Consider the following 21,708-nt stretch of genomic DNA (forward strand, 5'->3'; position numbering starts at 1 on the left):
TATATGGGTAAAGTAAAAGTGCTGATAGTGGACGATTCTGCGTTTATGAGAAAGTTAATTTCAGAGTTTTTAGCAGAAGATAGCAGGGTGGAAGTCATCGGGACTGCCAGGAATGGAAGAGATGCCATTGACAAAATAAAGGCTTTAAAACCCGATGTCGTTACTTTGGATGTGGAAATGCCGATTATGGACGGATTGGAAGCATTAAATCGGATTATGAATGAATGTCCGACCGCTGTAGTCATGTTATCAAGCACCACGAAAAAAGGAACGGAAAATACATTTGCCGCCATGAACAGTGGAGCCTTTGACTTTGTGGCTAAGCCTTCGGGAGCCATTTCATTGGATTTACATAAAATCAAGAAAGAACTCCATGAAAAAGTTATGGCTGCCAGCAGGGCAAATGTTCACAAACTAGAAAAAAATGCGAAAAATATTGAAAGAGGGCCATCCGTTTGGGGAAAACATAGCAAAATAGATTCAACGGAAATGATTAAAAGTGAAAAAAATATAAAAAAATGGTCCTATGGATATAAGAAGATAATCGTTATCGGCACATCAACAGGAGGCCCGAGAGCTCTGCAGACAGTCTTGACAGGACTCCCAGAAGAAATTGATGCGCCTATACTCATTGTCCAGCATATGCCCCCTGGATTCACAAAATCCTTGGCAACACGCCTGAATTCATTATGCAAGATTAAAGTGAAGGAAGCTGAAGAGGGAGAACTGATACAAAAAGGTATCGCCTACATCGCACCTGGAGGTTTTCACTTGAAAGTGAAGAAGGTCGGGATGAGCTGGGCAATCCTTTTGGATCAATCCGAAGTGCGTCATGGACATCGCCCGTCGGTTGATGTGCTATTTGAATCGGTAAGTGAAATGAATGATTCTGCGAAAATAGCCATTATCATGACCGGGATGGGAAAGGACGGGTCGAGAGGGCTTACGAACCTTAAACAAAAGGGTCCTTTAAAAGCGATAGCCGAATCACAGGAGACATCAATCGTTTTTGGTATGCCTAAAGCGGCAATCAATACCAAGTTAATAGATAGCGTAGAGGATGTAGAAGAAATAGCTAAAGCGATAATAAGCTATTGTTAACACGTGGAGGTGTGAGATTGTATGGATATGAATCAATATTTAGAGGTATTTATAGAGGAAAGTAAAGAACATCTTCAAACGTGCAGCGAACAGTTGCTGGTACTCGAAAAGAACCCGGAAGACCTCTCGATCGTAAACGAAATCTTTCGTTCCGCCCATACCTTAAAAGGGATGTCGGCAACTATGGGGTATGAGGATCTAGCCAACTTAACTCATAAAATGGAGAATGTGCTGGATGCAATTCGAAACAGCCAAATCGCCCTTTCGCCTGAATTGTTTGATGTGATATTTTTAGCGGTTGATGATTTAGAAGCAATGGTCATGTCCATTGCTGAAGGTGGAGATGGAAAAAGAAATGTGAAGGATGTTGTCCATCAGCTGGAAATGATTGAAAAAGGGGAGTCGCCCTTTTCTTCCACCAATGCAGAGATTGCAGCAGCTTCTGCCGTCCTGGAAAAGCAGGAAATGATTGCGGGAGAGTACGATGAATTTGAATGGACAGTACTTCAACAGTCAAAGGATCAAGGCTTCAACAGCTTCGAAATTTCGATAGGGTTGCGTGAGGACTGTCTTTTAAAAGCTGCCCGTGTGTTTATGGTTTTCGAAGTGCTTGAAAAGTCAGGTGAAGTAATCAAGTCCCACCCACCCGTCGAACTTTTGGAAGAAGAGCAATTCGATCAGCAATTTACGGTCACGATGGTAACAACAGAATCGGGTGAAGAGATAAAGAAAAAAATCATGAAGGTTACCGAAGTGGATCAAGTTGTTGTAAATGCAATTGATCTAGAATGCATGCGGCATGAAGCTAAATCTAACGAGGATAATGTTACTGAAATTCTAAAACAAGAGTCAAATGATGCCTTGCTTCCAACTGATAACGATGATAAGAAAAAACAGGCTCCCGTCAAGCCGGCATCAAGCAAGACCATTCGGGTGAACATTGAGCGGCTTGATATATTAATGAATTTATTCGAGGAACTAGTAATCGATAGAGGCAGACTTGATCAAATTTCCAGTGATTTGGATAATCAAGAATTGCATGAAACGGTAGAAAGAATGTCCCGTATAACAAGTGATTTACAAACAATCGTATTGAACATGCGGATGGTGCCCGTGGAAACTGTATTCAATCGTTTTCCTAAAATGGTTCGTCAATTGGCAAGGGATTTAAACAAGAAAGTCAATTTGGAAATCAACGGTGCCGAAACGGAACTTGATCGTACAGTCATTGATGAAATCGGTGATCCACTCGTCCATTTAATAAGAAACGCCATGGATCATGGAATTGAAACAACTGAAGAACGTTTGGCTAAAGGAAAGAATGAAGAAGGTAAAATCCTCTTAAAAGCATATCACAGCGGTAATCATGTTTTCATTGAAATCGAGGATGACGGCGCAGGCATCAATAAAGATCGAGTCTTGAACAAGGCCCTATCCAATGGGATATTAACTAAGGAAACTGCGGCCACCCTAACGGATAAGCAAATCTATGAATTGATATTCGCTTCTGGTTTTTCAACAGCGGAAACCATTTCAGATGTATCGGGACGGGGTGTGGGGCTCGATGTGGTTAAAAATACTATTGAGTCCCTCGGTGGATCTGTCACGATCGATTCCAAAGAGAATGAAGGATCCATCTTCCTTATTCAACTTCCGCTTACATTGTCCATTATTTCTGTCATGCTGGTTGCAATCCAAAACGAAAAATATGCCATACCGCTTTCTTCCATTATTGAAACAGCAATAATAAAAAAAGCAGATATCATGAATGCCCATAATCAACAAGTTATTGACTACAGGGGGAAGGTTCTTCCGCTTCTGTTCTTGAAAGATATATTCGAAGTTCCTATCAGTCAGGAAGAAGAAGAGTCCCTCTCTGTGGTCATTGTAAGAAAAGGTGATAAATTAGCAGGATTAGTCGTTGATTCATTTATCGGGCAGCTGGAAATCGTCCTGAAGTCACTAGGTAATTATTTAACTAGTGCATTTGCAATTTCCGGGGCAACGATACTTGGTGATGGGCAAGTTGCTTTAATCATAGATTGCAACACATTGATTCATTGAATGATAGATGAATGGGCAGGGGAATGGGGCGTTGGTTCGACCGTGCCGATTCGTGTAAAAGCTTTACAATCATCATGTGTTTTTTTAAAAGGAGGGGAATAGATGTCGGAGGATATGAAAGTAATTGTATTTCAAATTATGGATAAAGAATATGCAATTCCAGTGGATAAGGTCAGTGGTATCGAAAAGCTTCTGCATATTACCAGAGTTCCAAAGGCTGTAAAATTTGTTAAGGGAGTCATAAATTTAAGGGGTGTAATCACTCCAATTATTGATTTACGGGTTCGTTTTGGTTTCGAAGAGGTGGAATACGATGAGTCAACAAGGATTATCGTCGTCATTCTGGATGATATGGAAGTGGGGCTAATAGTGGACTCTGCCAATGATGTTTTGGATATTCCCGTGGAAAGTATCGAACCTCAGCCTGAAATTGTGGGACATTCAGCTTCAGAATATATTAGCGGAGTGGCTAAAATTGAGAAGCGACTGCTCGTCCTAATTAATTTGGAGAAGGCCTTAAGTCTAGAAATGACTGAAAATATGTTAAGAGAAGGATAATCATATGTCATTCATTGAGAAAATCAACCCTCTTCAACTCGATATTTTGAAGGAAATCGGTAATATAGGTGCAGGGAACGCAGCAACCGCGCTTTCTGCCATCCTTAATAGGAAAATTGCTATGAATGTTCCTAATGTCCGAATCGTTTCCTTTGATGAAATGATGGAAATGGCTGGCGGGGCCGATCACGTCGTTGCCAGCGTTTTCCTTAGAATGGAAGGTGATGCTTCAGGGAGTATGTTTTTTATCCTTTCGCTTCCCGTAGCTGAATACTTGATTCGTAAGATGACTGATGATGTGACCTTTTTAATAGATTCAGCACCCTATAATGAATTGGCACTCTCTTGCCTTCAGGAGTTAGGGAATATTTTAGCGGGATCCTATCTCTCTTCCCTTTCTGATTTCACCCGATTGAATATCCATCCATCCGTTCCTTCCTTGAGCATCGATATGGTAGGGGCAACGATCAGTTATGGATTATTGGAATTATCTCAAGTAAGTGACGCAGCCATCGTCATTGATACAGTACTTGAAAAAGACCAACTTTTTGATGACTCCATTAATGGTCATTTCTTTCTATTACCTGATCCCGAATTTCTTGATATCATTTTTTCCGCTTTAGGAGTGTCACCTAATGACTGAATTGTTAAAGGACCAGGTTGTTAAGGTTGGAATAGCGGATATGAATATAATAAAACCTCCCGATACGATTCGTACTTCCGGGTTGGGGTCGTGTGTTGGTGTCGTGATTTATGATGAAAAAAAAGAAATTGCAGGTTTGGCCCATATCATGCTGCCTGACTCTTCACTCAGTAAATCGGGACAGATCAACATTGCCAAATTTGCAGATACGGCCATTAAGGAATTAGTGCAGATCTTAGTAAAAGAAGGCGCAAGAATGCCTTTCCTAAAAGCGAAGTTGGCTGGCGGAGCGCAAATGTTTCAATTTGCCTCAGGAGGGGCTTTAATGAGGATAGGACCCCGGAATGTGGAAGCTGTCCGGAAAGAGTTATCTGACTTGCGGATTAGAGTCGTTGCCGAAGATGTTGGCGGGAATAGCGGAAGAACGATCGAATTCAATTTAAATGATTGTTTGCTAAAAATTCGGACCGTTACTAAAGGAACTAAAAACATATAGGATCGGAATTGGCTTTTGAAAAGCCAAAAATATGACAGGTGCACTTGCTACTGAACCATTAATGCATTTATGGCTCTAGGGGCCGTTTTGATCACAAATCATATAACAATGTTAGGAGGATGTCCAATGTCTCATCTGACTATCGAAGAAGAGCAGTTATGTTGGAAAAATTGGGTGGATTGCAGAGATCCGCTGGCCGGGGACATTTTGGTAAAGAAATACATACCTCTCGTATCGTATCATGTTCAACGTATTTCGGTAAGTCTTCCTAAAAATGTGAGCCGGGATGATATAAGGAGTTTAGGGATGATGGGGTTATTCGATGCCCTGGAGCGCTTTGATACGAAGCGCGACCTGAAGTTTGACACATATGCATCTTTTAGAATCCGTGGTGCTATTTTAGATGGATTAAGGAAAGAGGATTGGCTTCCACGGAGTGCAAGAGATAAAGCCAAGAAAATTGAATCTGCAATAGAAAGGCTGGAGCAGCAATACATGAGGAACCTTTCGCCAAATGAGATTGCCGCTGAATTGAATATCCCGGAAGATGAAGTATATGCTGCATTAAATGAGAATTTCTTTGCCAATGTACTATCAATTGATGAAAATCCCCAAGAGGACGATAAAGAAAGCGCGAATTTTCATATTAAAGATGAAAAGGCGGATTTACCTGAGGAACATGTGTTAAGGGAAGAACTGTATGTGGAATTAGCCAAAGTCATAGAAACGCTTAATGAAAAAGAACAGTTGGTTTTACAGCTTTTTTATAAGGAAGAACTAACATTAACCGAAATCGGACAAGTGATGAGCTTATCTACTTCCCGGATATCCCAAATTCACTCGAAAGCGATATATAAATTAAGAAACACGATGCAAGATCAAAAGATTTAATCATGATTTTTTTGAAGAGGGCTTTGGAGAACGAAGAAAGCCCCTATATGTCAACTTAAAAAAATTCTTACGGGTACCCGATCAATAAATGTCTCGAAATCACAGAATGTTCGAACTGTACTTTTTCAAGCATAGAGAAAGTAATCAAGGAAAAACAACAGTGAAAAAAGATCCCCATCCGTATTAAGGTAAACAGGATTGACTATTCCGGTTAATAGGAGGCAACATGTCAGCGTTTTTTATATTTCTGTTGTTTGTATTAAACATATTCACCATTTTTGCCATCATCGTTTTATATCTTCGCCAAAATCGTTTAAGTAAGTTGGAAAAAGACCAAAAAACCATCATTGGAGAAATGGAACAACTTTTGTCAGGTTATTTAATGGAGATGAAAGAGGACAACGAGACATTGGTAAAGGCATTCACCAATTCGGTGGCTATGAATCACGATCATGGACACAAAGAAAAAGAACATGGTTCAAACAAGGAAACAAAGGAAGATAAAGATGAAAAACAAGAACAAAACAGTAAGTATGAAGAGGGAAATCGTGCCGCAGCTAAAATGAAGGCGATTAACGCTTATAAAATAGTGCCTGAAGAAAATGACGCCAATGCTCTACCCGTAAAAGTCGAGGACAAATTGGAGCTTTCATCGGCAGCCACTTCCCCTCAAAACGAGGGGAAGCCGGCTGGCATGGAATTTTCGGGCATGCTGCAGGCTTCGTTAAATGAATGGTCATTGAATGAAAAAGTGGATATGTTAGCAGATCAAGGGAATTCAGTAGAGGAAATCGCCAAAAAGTTAGGTTGCGGTCAAACGGAGATAGAGCTATTACTAAAGTTTCGCGAGAATAGATAAGTTATCTCTTGATTGTACAGAGTCATTATGATATATTATGAAATGGTGTTAATACACACGCCCCGTGATTCTTGCAGATGGTGCTGTTACGACAGTTTCTGTATGAAAATGATCGGTGCGGAGGAAAAACAAAACCATTTAGGAGGAACTAAAATGTCAGTCATTTCTATGAAACAATTGCTTGAAGCTGGTGTGCATTTCGGACACCAAACACGTCGCTGGAACCCGAAAATGAAGAAATATATCTTCACTGAGCGTAACGGCATCTACATCATCGACCTTCAAAAAACAGTTAAAAAGGTTGAAGAAGCTTATAACTTCGTGAAAGAACTAGCTGCTAACGGTGGTACTGTTCTTTTCGTCGGAACTAAAAAGCAAGCTCAAGAATCTGTTAAAGAAGAAGCTATCCGTTCTGGTATGTACTATGTAAACCAACGTTGGTTAGGTGGAACTTTAACAAACTTTGAAACAATCCAAAAACGTATCGCTCGTCTTAAAGATATCGAAAAAATGGAAGAAAACGGAACTTTCGAAGTCCTTCCTAAAAAAGAAGTTATCCAACTTAAAAAAGAATGGGATCGCTTAGAAAAATTCTTAGGCGGTATTAAAGATATGAAGACTCTTCCAGATGCGATCTTCGTTATCGACCCTCGCAAAGAGCGTATTGCTGTTGCGGAAGCACACAAATTACACATTCCACTTGTTGGTATCGTTGATACAAACTGTGATCCGGATGAAATCGATGTAGTTATTCCTGCGAATGACGATGCAATCCGTGCTGTTAAATTATTAACAGGTAAAATGGCAGATGCTATCTTAGAAGCTAAACAAGGCGAAGAAACAGCAACTGAAACAACTACTGCTTAATAAGTAAAAAAGGTTGCTTATTCAGTAAGAAAAAAGGTGATAAGAGGATAATGCCTTTTATCCCTTTTTTTTGCACTAAATGAACTTACATAAAATCACTGTACGGAATGTCTTTTTTTAAAGGTATGGGCGATTTTTGAGGGATGAAAATCATCAACAAGTTTAGCTCCGTCAAATTGGCTGGAAAAGTTGATGTTTTTTCAGGAAAATTGTCAAGGCTCGTTATTTTCTTTGATGATAACAAGTATTTTTTGGCAATAATGGGTAAAGATTGAATAAACTGCATTTAATTTGAGGAGGATATATATTATGGCAATCACTGCACAATTAGTTAAAGAATTGCGTGAAAAAACTGGTGCCGGCATGATGGACTGTAAAAAGGCACTTGTACAAACAGAAGGCGATATGGAAAAGGCAATCGATTTCCTACGTGAAAAAGGGATTGCAAAAGCTGCTAATAAAGGCGACCGTATTGCTGCTGAAGGTTTAACTTCAATCGTTGTGGAAGGAAACCAAGCGGTTATTCTTGAAGTGAACTCAGAAACTGATTTCGTTGCTAAAAATGAAGGCTTCCAAATTCTTGTTAAAGAATTGGCTTCATTCCTTCTTGCTAACAAACCTGCAAGCGTTGAAGCAGCTCTTGAGCAAACAATGGAAAATGGAGCAAAAGTTGCAGATCATATCAATGCTGCTGTTGCAAAAATCGGGGAAAAATTAACTCTTCGTCGTTTCCAAGTCGTTTCTAAAACAGATAACGACGCGTTTGGTGCATACCTTCACATGGGTGGACGCATCAGCGTACTATCAGTTCTTGAAGGTACAACTGATGAAGAGGCAGCTAAAGGCGTTTCAATGCATATCGCTGCAATTAACCCTAAATATATCTCTCGTGACCAAGTTGATGCAAGCGAACTAGAACGCGAACGCGAAGTTCTTACTCAGCAAGCACTTAATGAAGGAAAACCTGAAAAAATCGTTGCAAAAATGGTTGAAGGACGTATCAATAAATTCTACGAAGAAATCTGTGTTAACGAACAAGCTTTCGTTAAGAACCCTGATCAAAAAGTGGGACAATTCGTTGAATCTAAAGGTGGAAAAATCCAATCATTCGTTCGTTATGAAGTAGGGGAAGGTCTTGAAAAACGTCAAGAAAACTTTGCTGAAGAAGTAATGAATCAAGTTAAAAAGGACTAATTGTTAGATAATTAATAATAGGGAACACTCTTGTGTTCCCTATTTTTTGAAATGTCATGAATTTTTGGTATTATTGCAAGAAAACATGATGAACGAATGAAAAGATTACATAGTTGGAGGTTCTCATGAGTAACGCTAAATATAAACGTGTCGTTCTAAAACTAAGTGGCGAAGCATTAGCCGGTGAAGAAGGATTTGGAATTAACCCTGCAGTAATTAAATCCATTGCTGAACAAGTCAAGGAAGTGGCTGAGCTTGATGTGGAAGTGGCTGTTGTTGTCGGCGGCGGAAACATTTGGCGCGGAAAAATAGGCAGTGAAATGGGCATGGATCGTGCTAATGCCGATTATATGGGTATGCTGGCTACAGTCATGAACTCATTGGCATTACAAGACAGCCTTGATCAGCTTGGAATTGAAACGCGCGTGCAAACTTCCATTGAGATGAGACAAGTCGCAGAACCATACATTAGACGCCGTGCAATCAGGCACCTAGAGAAAAAGAGAGTGGTGATTTTTGCAGCTGGTACAGGTAATCCATACTTCTCAACGGATACCACTGCCGCCCTGCGTGCTGCTGAAATTGAAGCTGATGTCATCTTGATGGCGAAGAATAATGTGGATGGCGTATACAATGCAGATCCGGTAAAGGACAAAAATGCAGTGAAGTATGATAAACTTTCCTATCTTGATGTGATTAAAGAAGGGTTAGAAGTAATGGATTCAACTGCGTCCTCACTATGCATGGACAATGATATTCCATTGATCGTCTTCTCGATCATGGAAAAAGGTAATATTAAACGGGCCGTTTTAGGCGAAACGCTTGGAACTATCGTAAGGGGGAAATAAAAGATGCCGAAACAAGTTATTTCGAATGCGAAAACGAAAATGGAAAAAGCCATTGGAGCGTACACACGTGAATTAGCAAGCATCCGTGCCGGAAGGGCAAATGCCTCATTGCTTGATAGAATCTCGATTGATTATTATGGTTCGCCGACACCAGTCAATCAAGTGGCTGGCATTTCTGTCCCGGAAGCTAGATTATTAGTCATTCAACCATATGATAAAACGGTTTTGGGTGAAATCGAAAAAGCGATTTTGAAATCAGACTTAGGCTTAAATCCTTCTAATGATGGATCGGTCATTAGGATAGCCATTCCGGCGTTAACTGAAGAGCGTAGAAAAGAGCTTGTGAAAGTTGTGAAAAAAGAAGCGGAAGAAGCGAAAATAGCTGTCCGTAATGTGCGTCGAGATGCTAATGATGATTTGAAAAAGCTTGAAAAAAGCGGTGAAATCACTGAAGATGATTTACGTGGCTATGCTGATGACATCCAAAAGATGACAGATGGCAATATCACGAAAATCGATGAAATTACAAAAGATAAAGAAAAAGAAATTTTGGAAGTATAATTTCCGATGAAGAATTGATTAAATAAAGAGGGCCGAATCCATACCGGGTCATGTCTTGGTTCTAACATATAGGTGTGCTTAAAGGAGAAAACTGTTATAATAAGGTTTCTCCGATTATGATTACTCCTTGAGTTAGTATGTTGCATGCAAACGTTGGAGGTGGTCCTTTTTTTGCATTTTTCATGGTATTCATAAACCGGTTTTAGAAAAAAAGAAGTAATGATTTCTCCCTTTCTAGCTTCTAATGAAGAAATAATTTTCATAATAATAATATGAGAACCGGTTTTTTTTTGATATTATAATATAGATTCTTTTTAAGCGGCAGAAAGCTTGATATACATAGTGCACGACAACTTTGCCTTTGTAGAGAGATAAGTACAACCTGATGGGGGACTAACATATGTATTCACTTTGGAAGCGTTTCGTTAAAAAAGATGCTTCTTCCGATGTAACAAATAGGATTCAGCATATTAAACAGTTTGATGTTCCTCAGCATATAGCCATCATTATGGATGGAAACGGCCGTTGGGCCAAAAAGCGTGCATTGCCACGTGTGGCGGGTCATCATGAAGGAATGAAAACCGTTCGTAGGATTACGAAAGTTGCCAATAAATTAGGGGTCAAAACTTTGACAGTCTATGCGTTTTCAACTGAAAATTGGAAACGTCCGAAAAGTGAAGTAGACTTTTTGATGAAGCTTCCACAGGAATTTCTTGGGACATTTTTACCCGAGCTCATTTCCGAAAATGTAAGAGTTGAAATGATAGGGGACTTGTCTCTCATTCCGTCACATACTCAAAGTGCCGTTAAACGGGCAATGGAAGACACGAAAGGCAATGATGGGATGATTCTGAATTTTGCCCTGAATTATGGAAGCCGCGGGGAGATTGTATCTGCAGTGAATAGCATCTTGAATGATGCTAAGAATGGTATAATAAAGGAAACTGTAACTGAGGAAATGTTATCCAGTTATCTGATGACCAAACATTTGTCGGATCCTGATCTACTGATTCGTACAAGCGGTGAAATCCGTTTAAGCAATTTCATGCTTTGGCAGGCGGCTTATACTGAAATGTGGTTTACTGAAGTGCTATGGCCGGATTTTAGTGAAGAGCATTTATTGCAGGCAGTTGAGGAGTATCAAAAGCGTTCACGAAGATTCGGTGGCGTTTAATGTAGAAGGCGAGGAAAATGGAATAATGAAACAACGAATTATTACGGCGGTCGTAGTTGCCGCTATCTTCATTCCACTAGTCATTTTAGGGGGCACTCCCTTTTTACTGACGGTTTATCTGTTAGGGTCAATTGGTTTGTATGAACTGATGAAAATGAAAAAGTTACGTGTATTGTCTTTTGAATCATTTCTTGCACACATATTATTGTGGTTGCTTTTATTGCCTAATGAACATACCGCTTTTTTAGCGGAATTAAATTACGATAAGGTTCAAGTCTTCTTAATCGGGGTTTTGCTGCTGTTACTTTATACAGTCGTTTCAAAAAACCGTTTCACTTTTGATGATGCAGGCTTTCTCGTGATTTCAATCCTATACTTGGGGATAGGTTTCTACTACCTATTTGAAACACGGGACTCTTTGGGGTTAGGGCTGATCTATATCCTGCTTACCCTATTTACGATCTGGGCAACCGATTCCGGAGCCTACTTCATTGGTAAATCACTTGGTAAAAGAAAGCTATGGCCAGAAATAAGTCCAAACAAGACGGTGGAGGGATTTATCGGCGGGTTATTTTCCGCTATGGTAGTGGGGGTTCTATTTTACGTCTTCTCCAACCTTGACTACACGTTATTACAATTATTATTGATTTCATTAATCATTGGGGTATTTGGGCAATTGGGTGATCTTGTCCAATCGGCGTATAAACGTCATTATGGCGTTAAAGATTCAGGGAAGCTTCTCCCGGGACATGGAGGAATTTTGGACAGGCTTGATAGCGTGATATTCATTTTACCGATTTTGCATTTATTGCACGTTTTATAATATATATATAGGCAAGCGTTATTGAATTAGGAGATGAACAATTTGAAAAATATCAGCCTTTTGGGCGCGACAGGATCGATTGGTCAACAAACAGCGGATGTAGTAAGGTCCCATCCAGATCAATTCAAGATTGTGGCGCTTTCTGCTGGAAAGAATATAGAATTGGTCAGGACTTATATAAAAGAGTTTGAACCGAAACTGGTTTCAGTCCAAACGGAAGAAGATTATCATGTTTTGAAAAGTGAATTCTCCAGCCGCAAAGATATCGAGTTCATGTATGGAGATGAGGGATTGGCTGCTGTTGCCGTTTATGGTCCAGCGACGATATTGGTCAATGCCGTCATCGGAAGCGTGGGTCTTTATCCGACACTTCAAGCAATAAAGGCTAAAAAAGATATAGCCATCGCCAACAAGGAGACTTTGGTGACTGCAGGTCATTTGGTCATAAGTGAAGCAAAAAAAGCGGGGGTCAGATTGCTGCCGGTTGACAGTGAGCATTCAGCTATTTTTCAAGCATTGCAAGGTGAAAAGGAAAAAAATATAGAACGTCTTGTCATTACTGCTTCAGGAGGCAGTTTCCGGGATCGGACCAGGGAAGAATTGAAGGGTGTAACGGTGGAAGAGGCACTGAACCATCCGAACTGGTCAATGGGAGCTAAAATCACCATAGATTCTGCATCAATGATGAATAAGGGATTGGAAGTAATTGAGGCCCACTGGCTATTCGATCTTCCCTACGATAAAATTGATGTATTGCTTCATAAGGAGAGCATCATCCATTCCATGGTTGAGTTTCATGACTCCAGCGTGATGGCACAACTGGGGACACCGGATATGAGGGTTCCGATACAATATGCACTTACTTATCCAGACCGTATTCCGCTAACAGGTCGCAAACGGCTTAATCTTGCTGAAGCAGGCAAACTGCATTTCAGCGATATGGATTTCACCAGATATCCTTGTTTGCAATTCGCATATAAAGCGGGTAAAATGGGCGGAACGATGACTACTGTGTTGAATGCCGCCAATGAAGCCGCAGTCTCTGCGTTCTTATCTGGAAAGGTAACCTTCCTTGATATAGAAACATTGATTGAAAAGGCGCTGAATCAGCATTCCGTCATAGCCCTTCCAGATTTAGAAACGATTCAGGAAGTCGATAATATGACAAGGCAGTATATAGAATCTTTAGTGAAAGATAGGTGACCGGAACATGCAGACTTTAGAAACGATTATAGCGTTCATCATCATTTTTGGAGCTCTAGTATTTTTCCATGAGCTTGGGCACTTAGTGTTTGCAAAGCGAGCAGGAATTTTATGCCGTGAGTTCGCAATCGGTTTCGGGCCAAAAGTATTCACTTATAAAAAGAAGGAAACCGTATATACCATTCGATTGCTCCCTCTTGGCGGGTACGTGCGTATGGCTGGTGAAGACGCAGAGAATATTGAATTGAAGCCCGGCTATCGGGTGGGATTAATGTTTGATAATGAAGAGAATGTTACAAAAATCATTTTGAACAATAAAGATAAATATCCTGATATTCGTCTTGTGGAAGTTGAAGTGATCGATCTTGATCATAAACTGATCCTTACTGGTTATGAGGAGGGCGAGGAAGATACACTAAAAACGTTTGCCGTTCATGAAGAAGCGGTGATCGTTGAAAATGGTGTAGAAAACCAGATTGCTCCTTATGATCGGCAATTTGCCTCAAAGTCGCTTGGGCATCGCTTCCTGACGATTGTAGCTGGACCGGCAATGAATTTCGTTTTGGCTTTTGTCATTTTTGTGTTGATCGGCATGTTTCAAGGAGTCGTGGTGGATGAAGCGAAACTTGGTGAGTTGACTCCAGATGGTTCGGCTGTAAATGCCGGTTTAAAATCGGGGGATGTCATTCAATCCATAGAAGGTACGGAAGTCTCCACTTGGGGAGATGTTCAGGAAAGCATTCAAAAGAACCCTGGGCAAGAGATCGAGTTCGTCGTTGACAGGGACGGGAAAACATTAGAAGTTCCGGTTGTTCCACAAGAAGTGGAGAGGGAAGGGAAGAAAATCGGAATTATCGGCGTTTACCCTCCGGTTGAAAAAGCACCGATTAAAGCAATACAATATGGTTTTACAGAAACGTATTTTTGGACAAAACAAATCTTCATCATCCTTGGTGACCTCGTAACGGGTGGATTTACGATCGACAGTTTATCCGGTCCTGTAGGAATATATAAATCAACTGAGGAAGTAGCGAAACAAGGTTTATTCACGTTAATGAAATGGGCTGGGCTGCTCAGCATTAACCTGGGAATCATGAACTTGCTTCCGCTGCCGGCATTGGATGGAGGAAGACTGTTATTCTTTGTGGTCGAATTCTTAAGAGGAAAACCAATTGACCGTCAAAAAGAAGGAATGGTCCACTTCATCGGCTTTGCTTTGCTGATGTTATTGATGATTGTCGTTACATGGAATGATATCCAGCGATTCTTCCTGTAAGATAAGTTTGGATAATGCAAAACAGGCCAGCAGATTTATCTGTTGGCCGTTTTCTTATCTGAAGGGATTTCCTAGTTTTTTAACCGTTTTGGGGAAATTGTTTGTTTTCTAGGGAAATCGTAAGTATAATCGAGAATGAGTATATTAAATTAGCTTTTCTGAAAAACGCGGAAAGTCTTTTTTGTATGAAATGACCGTATTAATGTTGCGGTATGAATATTTACCGTAGCCGCAATTAATTTAAAGGAAATATTGAAGAGGTGCAGATATGAAACAAAGTATGACGTTGATCCCTACATTGAGGGAAGTGCCTGCAGATGCTGAAATCAAAAGTCATCAGCTGCTATTACGTGCAGGATTTATGAGACAAAACTCCAGCGGGGTATATAGTTTTATGCCGCTTGGAAAAAAGGTGCTTCAAAAGGTTGAGGCTATCGTTAGGGAAGAGATGGAAAATGCTGGTGCGGTAGAATTGTTGATGCCGGCTCTGCAACAAGCCGAATTCTGGCAGGAATCTGGACGCTGGTATACCTATGGTCCAGAGTTAATGCGGCTAAAGGATCGCAACAACCGTGAATTTGCGCTTGGTGCCACACATGAAGAAGTGATAACCAGCTTAGTTCGTGATGAAGTGAAATCCTATAAGCGTCTTCCATTAACGGTTTACCAGATCCAAACCAAATTCCGTGATGAAAAAAGACCGCGTTTCGGATTGTTGCGTGGACGTGAGTTCATCATGAAGGATGCTTATTCTTTCCATGCTAATCAAGAAAGCCTGGATGCTGTTTATAAAAATTTATATGCGGCATATTCGAATATATTCAGCCGTTGTGGGCTGAACTTCCGTGCCGTCATTGCCGATTCTGGGGCAATGGGTGGTAAGGATACACATGAATTCATGGTCCTGTCTGAAATTGGGGAGGATACCATCGCATATTCTGATACTTCCGATTATGCAGCTAATATTGAAATGGCACCTGTGAGCGTTAAATATGAAAAAAGCTCCGAAGAACAAATTGCACTTGAAAAAATTCATACACCAGGCCAAAAAACGATTGAAGAAGTTGCTTCATTCTTGAATACTAGTGCAGAGAAACTAATAAAATCGTTATTGTTTAAAGTGGATGAAAAGTATGTGCTTGTTTTGGTACGAGGAGATCATGAAGTCAATGATATCAAGCTGAAGAATTTCTATAACGCTTCAATCGTTGAATTGGTCGATCCAAATGAGACGAAAGAAGTCTTAGGATGTACAATTGGATCACTTGGACCAATCAATGTCACTTCTGAAGTCGAAGTGATTGCGGATGTTGCCGTCGAGGCCATGGTTAATGGAATTTGTGGTGCAAATGAGGAAGACCACCATTTTGTGAACGTAAATCCCGCTCGTGACTTTAACGTGGATAATTATATAGATCTTCGTTTCATCCAAGAGGGTGACCCATCACCGGACGGAAACGGTAAGATTAAATTTGCCAAAGGGATTGAGGTAGGCCACGTATTCAAACTGGGAACTAAATATTCTGAAGCTATGAATGCGACATTCCTGGATGAGAATGGACGGACGCAGCCTATGATCATGGGCTGTTATGGCATTGGTGTTTCCCGTACACTAGCCGCTGTTGCTGAACAATTCAACGATGAAAAAGGGTTGGTCTGGCCAGCGAATTTAGCGCCATACCAAGTCCATTTGATTCCAATCAATATGAAGGATGAGGCTCAGGCTGCCCTGGCAGAAGATTTATATAATGATCTAAAGGCACAAGGCATGGAAGTTCTTATGGATGATCGTCAAGAACGTGCGGGCGTAAAATTCGCAGACTCTGACTTGATGGGTCTTCCTGTCAGGGTGACTGTTGGTAAAAAGGCATCCGAGGGAATCGTTGAAGTGAAAATCCGTAAAACGGGTGAGGTTCTTGAAGTTGAAAGAGCTGAACTGACTCAAAAGCTTCACGAAATAATGGCATAATTTAAAAATAGCGGAATTAGGCATCATTCAATTGGATGATGCCTTTCCTTTTCATGGATTTGGATACTAGTGAAACATTCATGATATGTTATAATAGCCTCTGGTATCAAAAGAAAATGATTGTGAAAAATAAGAGATAGTAGATAGGGGAGAGAGGGAATGGATCAAAATCCAAATAGCGGTAGAGAGAGATTTCAACTCTTGCTCCAGCAAATGGGCTTGACTGAGGATGCCTTTGTGAATTATTTCATAGGTGCCGAAATTGATAAACTCTCAATCGAGAGGGAGTCCAAAACATGGCATTTTGCCTTTAATATACCTGCATTAATTCCTTGCAGTGTTCATACAAGACTTGCCACTCAGCTGGCAAGTACGTTTTCCCATATTGCAAAGGTCACATTCAACTTGAATGTGGCCAATCCGCAAGTGACGGAACAATTGGTGAAGGAGTATTGGAAAAACTGCATTGGCGAGCTTGAAGGCATGTCTCCTGCACTGTTATCACTTCTAAATGAACAAGTTCCAACGGTAAATGGATATAAGCTTATCGTTAGCGCCCGGAATGATGCGGAGGCTGGTCAGTTGAAGCGAAAATACTCCGGCATCATTTCGAATATCTATCAAACATTCGGTTTTCCTCCGTTGACACTTGAAGCGGAAGTGAAGGAAACGGTTTCGAATCCTGATTACCAAAAGTTTTTAGAAGAGAAACAAAAGGAAGACGCAGAAAAGGGACTTGCTGCCCTAGTGGAAATGCAGAAAAAAGAATCGGAAAAAGGCGGGGACGATGCCGTCTACGATGGACCGGTTAAAATTGGCTATACGATTAAAGAAGATGCGGATTTCCGCAGAATCGAACAAATTATTGATGAAGAGCGCAGGATTGCTATCGAAGGCTTCGTATTTGATGCAGAAGTGCGTGAGTTACGCAGCGGACGAAGCCTGTTGACTTTTAAAGTCACAGATTATACGAGCTCGATATTGGTCAAAATGTTTTCGCGTGATAAAGAAGATGCTGCCATACTTGCCCGAGTGAAAAAAGGGATGTGGGTACGTGCCCAAGGCAGCATCCAAAATGATACATTCGTACGTGACCTAGTAATGATCGCAAATGATATAAATGAAATTTCTAAACAAGGACGGCAGGATAAGGCTCCAGAAGGGGAAAAGCGTGTAGAACTGCATATGCATACCCCAATGAGCCAAATGGATGCAGTGACGCCTACTTCTGCGCTTGTTGCCCAGGCTGCAAAGTGGGGGCATAAGGCTGTAGCCATTACAGATCATGCGGGAGCCCAATCATTCCCTGAAGCTTATAGTGCCGGGAAAAAGAATGGTATCAAAATCCTTTATGGTGTCGAAGTGAATCTTGTAAATGATGGTGTACCCATAGTTTATAATGAGGCGCATATCGCTTTGGCAGATGCCACCTATGTTGTGTTTGACGTAGAGACGACAGGCCTATCAGCCGTTTATGATACGATCATTGAATTTGCTGCAGTGAAAATTCGTGATGGTGACATTATTGATCGCTTCGAGTCTTTTGCTAATCCGCATCATCCACTATCCAATACGACGATAGAATTGACTGGAATCACTGATGATCTTGTTGAAAATGCTCCGGAAGTCTCGGAAGTACTAGAAAAGTTCAAGGAATGGGCGGGCGATGCGATTCTGGTTGCTCACAACGCAGCCTTCGATATGGGATTTTTGAATATAGGCTATAAAAACTTGGGTTATCCTAAAGCTTCCAATCCTGTTCTTGATACATTGGAACTTGCCCGTTTCTTATATCCGGAGTTTAAAAATCACCGGTTAAATACATTATGTAAAAAGTTCGATATTGATTTGACCCAGCATCATAGGGCCATTTATGACGCCGAAGCTACAGGTTACCTTATGCTGAAGATGCTAAAGGATGCAATGGAAAAGGAGATTACCCATCATGATCAACTTAATGACAATATGGGTAAAGGAAACGCTTATCAGCGTTCCCGGCCGTCTCATTGTACGCTGATTGCGCAAACACAGGCTGGCTTAAAAAACCTTTTCAAATTAATTTCAATATCACACATAGATTATTTCTATCGTGTGCCCCGACTACCACGCTCACAACTTAAAAAGTATCGTGAAGGAATCTTGGTCGGATCGGGATGCGATAAAGGGGAAGTTTTTGAAGGGATGATGCAGAAGGGTTTTGAGGAAGTCGTCGATATCGCCGAATTCTACGATTATCTTGAAATCCATCCGAAGGAAGTGTATAAGCATTTGATTGAGCTTGAATATGTACGGGATGATAAATCATTGGAAACGATCATCTCCAATATCGTCAAGCTTGGTGAAAAATTGGATAAGCCAGTCGTAGCCACGGGAAATGTGCATTATTTAGATCCGAATGATAAAATTTACCGTAAAATCCTTGTGAATTCACAAGGTGGCGCAAATCCGCTGAATCGCCATAAGCTTCCTGACGTACATTTTCGGACGACAGATGAAATGCTGCGGGAATTCTCCTTCCTCGGTTCTGAGAAAGCCAAAGAGGTCGTGGTAACCAACACGAATAAAATCGCTGATATGATTGAAGAAATCAAGCCTATCAAGGATGAGTTATACACACCTAAAATTGAAGGTGCAGAAGAAGAGATGCGTCAAATGAGTTATGGAATGGCAAGGAAGATTTATGGAGAGAACCTGCCGGAAATCGTGGAAGCCCGTCTTGAGAAAGAATTGAAAAGCATCATTGGCCACGGTTTTGCCGTTATTTATTTAATTTCCCACAAACTTGTTAAAAAATCCTTGAATGATGGCTATCTAGTTGGTTCAAGGGGATCGGTTGGGTCATCTTTCGTTGCCACCATGACTGAAATTACAGAGGTGAATCCGCTTCCGCCGCATTATGTATGTCCGGAGTGCAAGAAATCCGAATTCTTCAATGACGGTTCTGTAGGTTCCGGGTTTGACCTGCCAGATAAAGACTGTCCCGATTGTGGCATTGCTTATACAAAAGACGGGCATGATATCCCGTTTGAAACCTTCCTTGGATTTAAAGGGGATAAGGTTCCGGATATTGACTTGAACTTCTCCGGTGAGTATCAGCCGAAGGCCCATAACTATACGAAGGTCTTATTCGGTGAAGAATATGTATATCGTGCCGGAACGATTGGTACGGTCGCTGAAAAAACGGCTTATGGATATGTAAAAGGGTATTCCTCTGATAATAACATCCACATGCGTGGAGCCGAGACTGATCGCCTTGTTGCCGGTTGTACTGGTGTGAAAAGGACGACTGGACAGCACCCGGGGGGAATTATCGTTGTTCCGGATTATATGGATATCTATGATTTCACACCAATTCAGTTCCCTGCGGATGACAGGAATTCTGAGTGGAAAACAACTCACTTTGATTTCCATTCCATTCACGATAATATTTTGAAACTTGATATACTTGGTCACGATGATCCGACTGTAATCCGGATGCTTCAAGATTTAAGTGGCATCGATCCAAAGACCGTCCCTACCGATGATCCAGAAGTAATGAAAATATTCAGCAGTACTGAATCTTTAGGAGTTACCGAAGAACAGATCATGTGTAAAACGGGTACGCTTGGCATACCGGAATTTGGTACGCGCTTTGTCCGGCAGATGCTTGAAGATACGAAACCTACGACATTTTCCGAGCTTGTTCAGATTTCAGGGCTTTCCCACGGTACGGATGTATGGCTGAGCAATGCACAGGAATTGATCCACAACCGCATATGTACACTAAGTGAGGTTATAGGCTGCCGGGATGATATTATGGTCTATCTGATATACCAAGGCCTAGATCCTTCCCTAGCGTTTAAAATCATGGAATCTGTTCGTAAAGGGAAAGGGCTCTCGGAGGAATTCGAAGAGGAAATGAGGAAAAATGAGGTGCCGGAATGGTATATCGATTCATGTAAGAAGATTAAATACATGTTCCCGAAAGCCCATGCTGCAGCTTACGTCTTAATGGCTGTTCGGATTGCCTATTTTAAAGTGCATCTGCCTTTATTGTATTATGCAGCCTATTTCACAGTACGTGCCGATGATTTTGAAATCGACGCCATGACACGGGGGTCGCAAGCGATCAAATCAAAAATGGAAGAAATCATGGTAAAGGGATTGGATGCATCCACAAAGGAAAAGAATACATTGACGGTTCTTGAACTTGCTTTGGAAATGTGTGAACGCGGATATTCATTCGCTAAAGTGGACTTGTACAAATCCAGTGCAGATCAATTCTTAATTGAAGGAAATACTTTGATACCGCCATTCAATTCGATACCTGGTCTTGGAACGAATGCTGCGATCAATATCGTCAACGCGCGGGAAAATGGTGAATTCCTTTCCAAAGAAGACCTTCAACAACGGGGGAAGGTTTCGAAGACCATCCTTGAATACCTTGATAAACAAGGCTGTCTGGAGTCATTGCCTGAACAAAATCAGTTATCTTTATTTTAAAGAGGAAACTGATTCCAAAAAGGAAGAAACAGACATGATATTTGCATAAATATCTTGATTATGGTATATTTTTATTGGAAATACTAAGAGGAACCAATGGCAAGAGTGGGGAAACCCACTCTTTCGTGTTGTATTGACCATTTAATTTTGAATCCGAAACCAAGCGCATACAACGCACGTATGGAGGAAACAAATGAGTAAAAAGGTAACGGAAGTCGTAGAGGAATTAGCAATACCAATTCTTGAAGAATTGCAGCTTGAATTAGTCGAAGTGGAGTATGTGAAGGAAGGTAAAAGCTGGTTCCTTCGAGTGTACATTGATAAAGAGACAGGCGTAGATATTGATGATTGCGGAAATGTGAGTGAAAAACTCAGTGAAAAGCTTGATGAGGTTGATCCGATTCCACAAAATTATTTTCTCGAAGTTTCATCACCCGGAGCTGAAAGGCCTCTGAAAAAAGAGAAGGATTTCCTTAATGCTATCGGTAAAAATGTTTACATAAAAACATATGAGCCCATTTTAGATGAAAAAGAATTCGAAGGAATCTTAACCAGTTTCGATGGTGAAGAAGTGACACTCGAAGTCAGAATCAAAACAAGAAAGAAAACAATCGTCATACCATTCGAAAAGGTAGCCAAAGCGAGATTGGCGATTACCTTCTCTTAAGTCAAGCAAATCATTAATTTAAATATCCGTAA

The 21,708-nt window shown here is 40.8% G+C and carries 18 protein-coding genes; all 18 read left to right on the top strand.

Annotation, left to right across the window (positions count from 1 at the left end; genetic code table 11):
* Nucleotides 1-3: 3 nt before the first annotated feature.
* The 18 genes from N0M92_RS02260 to rimP all read left to right on the top strand — a co-directional run bounded on the left by N0M92_RS02260 (nt 4) and on the right by rimP (nt 21,676).
* Nucleotides 4-1,101 (top strand): protein-glutamate methylesterase/protein-glutamine glutaminase, encoded by a 1,098-nt coding sequence (locus tag N0M92_RS02260; RefSeq protein ID WP_260284266.1) that lies wholly within the window; start codon nt 4-6, stop codon nt 1,099-1,101.
* 21 nt (nt 1,102-1,122) lie between these two features.
* The gene (locus N0M92_RS02265; RefSeq protein ID WP_260284267.1) at nt 1,123-3,165 is read left to right on the top strand and encodes a chemotaxis protein CheA; all 2,043 of its coding nucleotides are present in this window, start codon (nt 1,123-1,125) and stop codon (nt 3,163-3,165) included.
* A gap of 102 nt (nt 3,166-3,267) precedes the next feature.
* A complete protein-coding gene (locus N0M92_RS02270) occupies nt 3,268-3,723 on the top strand; it encodes a chemotaxis protein CheW (protein WP_260284268.1) in 456 nt (151 codons plus the stop codon).
* 4 nt (nt 3,724-3,727) lie between these two features.
* Entirely contained in the window at nt 3,728-4,366 is a 639-nt protein-coding gene (locus N0M92_RS02275; RefSeq protein WP_260284269.1) for a chemotaxis protein CheC, read from the top strand.
* Entirely contained in the window at nt 4,359-4,862 is a 504-nt protein-coding gene (locus tag N0M92_RS02280; RefSeq protein ID WP_260284270.1) for a chemotaxis protein CheD, read from the top strand. Before N0M92_RS02275 ends, N0M92_RS02280 begins: the two co-directional genes overlap by 8 nt.
* Before the next feature lie 126 nt (nt 4,863-4,988).
* Entirely contained in the window at nt 4,989-5,753 is a 765-nt protein-coding gene (locus N0M92_RS02285) for a FliA/WhiG family RNA polymerase sigma factor (RefSeq protein WP_260284271.1), read from the top strand.
* A 226-nt stretch (nt 5,754-5,979) separates the two neighbouring features.
* On the top strand, nt 5,980-6,612 hold the full coding sequence (locus N0M92_RS02290) for a hypothetical protein (RefSeq protein WP_260284272.1): 633 nt from the start codon (nt 5,980-5,982) through the stop codon (nt 6,610-6,612).
* A 153-nt stretch (nt 6,613-6,765) separates the two neighbouring features.
* Nucleotides 6,766-7,479 carry a 30S ribosomal protein S2 gene (gene rpsB, locus N0M92_RS02295; protein WP_034313644.1) on the top strand — a complete coding sequence of 238 codons (714 nt, stop codon included), beginning with the start codon at nt 6,766-6,768 and terminating at the stop codon, nt 7,477-7,479.
* Between the two features lie 309 nt (nt 7,480-7,788).
* Nucleotides 7,789-8,673 carry a translation elongation factor Ts gene (gene tsf, locus N0M92_RS02300; RefSeq protein ID WP_260284273.1) on the top strand — a complete coding sequence of 295 codons (885 nt, stop codon included), beginning with the start codon at nt 7,789-7,791 and terminating at the stop codon, nt 8,671-8,673.
* Nucleotides 8,674-8,798: 125 nt separating this feature from the next.
* Nucleotides 8,799-9,521 carry a UMP kinase gene (gene pyrH, locus N0M92_RS02305; protein WP_034313639.1) on the top strand — a complete coding sequence of 241 codons (723 nt, stop codon included), beginning with the start codon at nt 8,799-8,801 and terminating at the stop codon, nt 9,519-9,521.
* A 3-nt stretch (nt 9,522-9,524) separates the two neighbouring features.
* Nucleotides 9,525-10,082, top strand: a complete 558-nt coding sequence (frr, locus tag N0M92_RS02310) for a ribosome recycling factor (protein ID WP_053534379.1) — start codon at nt 9,525-9,527, stop codon at nt 10,080-10,082.
* 400 nt (nt 10,083-10,482) lie between these two features.
* The gene (locus N0M92_RS02315) at nt 10,483-11,256 is read left to right on the top strand and encodes an isoprenyl transferase (RefSeq protein ID WP_260284274.1); all 774 of its coding nucleotides are present in this window, start codon (nt 10,483-10,485) and stop codon (nt 11,254-11,256) included.
* A 25-nt stretch (nt 11,257-11,281) separates the two neighbouring features.
* Entirely contained in the window at nt 11,282-12,079 is a 798-nt protein-coding gene (locus N0M92_RS02320; protein ID WP_260284275.1) for a phosphatidate cytidylyltransferase, read from the top strand.
* A gap of 42 nt (nt 12,080-12,121) precedes the next feature.
* Nucleotides 12,122-13,282 carry a 1-deoxy-D-xylulose-5-phosphate reductoisomerase gene (dxr, locus tag N0M92_RS02325; protein ID WP_260284276.1) on the top strand — a complete coding sequence of 387 codons (1,161 nt, stop codon included), beginning with the start codon at nt 12,122-12,124 and terminating at the stop codon, nt 13,280-13,282.
* 7 nt (nt 13,283-13,289) lie between these two features.
* Nucleotides 13,290-14,558 carry an RIP metalloprotease RseP gene (gene rseP, locus N0M92_RS02330; RefSeq protein ID WP_260284277.1) on the top strand — a complete coding sequence of 423 codons (1,269 nt, stop codon included), beginning with the start codon at nt 13,290-13,292 and terminating at the stop codon, nt 14,556-14,558.
* Nucleotides 14,559-14,826: 268 nt separating this feature from the next.
* Nucleotides 14,827-16,527: a proline--tRNA ligase gene (locus N0M92_RS02335; RefSeq protein WP_260284278.1), complete on the top strand. Its 1,701-nt coding sequence runs from the start codon at nt 14,827-14,829 to the stop codon at nt 16,525-16,527.
* Between the two features lie 159 nt (nt 16,528-16,686).
* A complete protein-coding gene (locus N0M92_RS02340; RefSeq protein ID WP_260284279.1) occupies nt 16,687-21,009 on the top strand; it encodes a PolC-type DNA polymerase III in 4,323 nt (1,440 codons plus the stop codon).
* A 193-nt stretch (nt 21,010-21,202) separates the two neighbouring features.
* Nucleotides 21,203-21,676: a ribosome maturation factor RimP gene (gene rimP, locus N0M92_RS02345; RefSeq protein WP_260284280.1), complete on the top strand. Its 474-nt coding sequence runs from the start codon at nt 21,203-21,205 to the stop codon at nt 21,674-21,676.
* Nucleotides 21,677-21,708 lie beyond the last annotated feature (32 nt).

The organism is Peribacillus aracenensis (assembly GCF_025175645.1).
GTDB lineage: Bacteria > Bacillota > Bacilli > Bacillales > DSM-1321 > Peribacillus > Peribacillus aracenensis.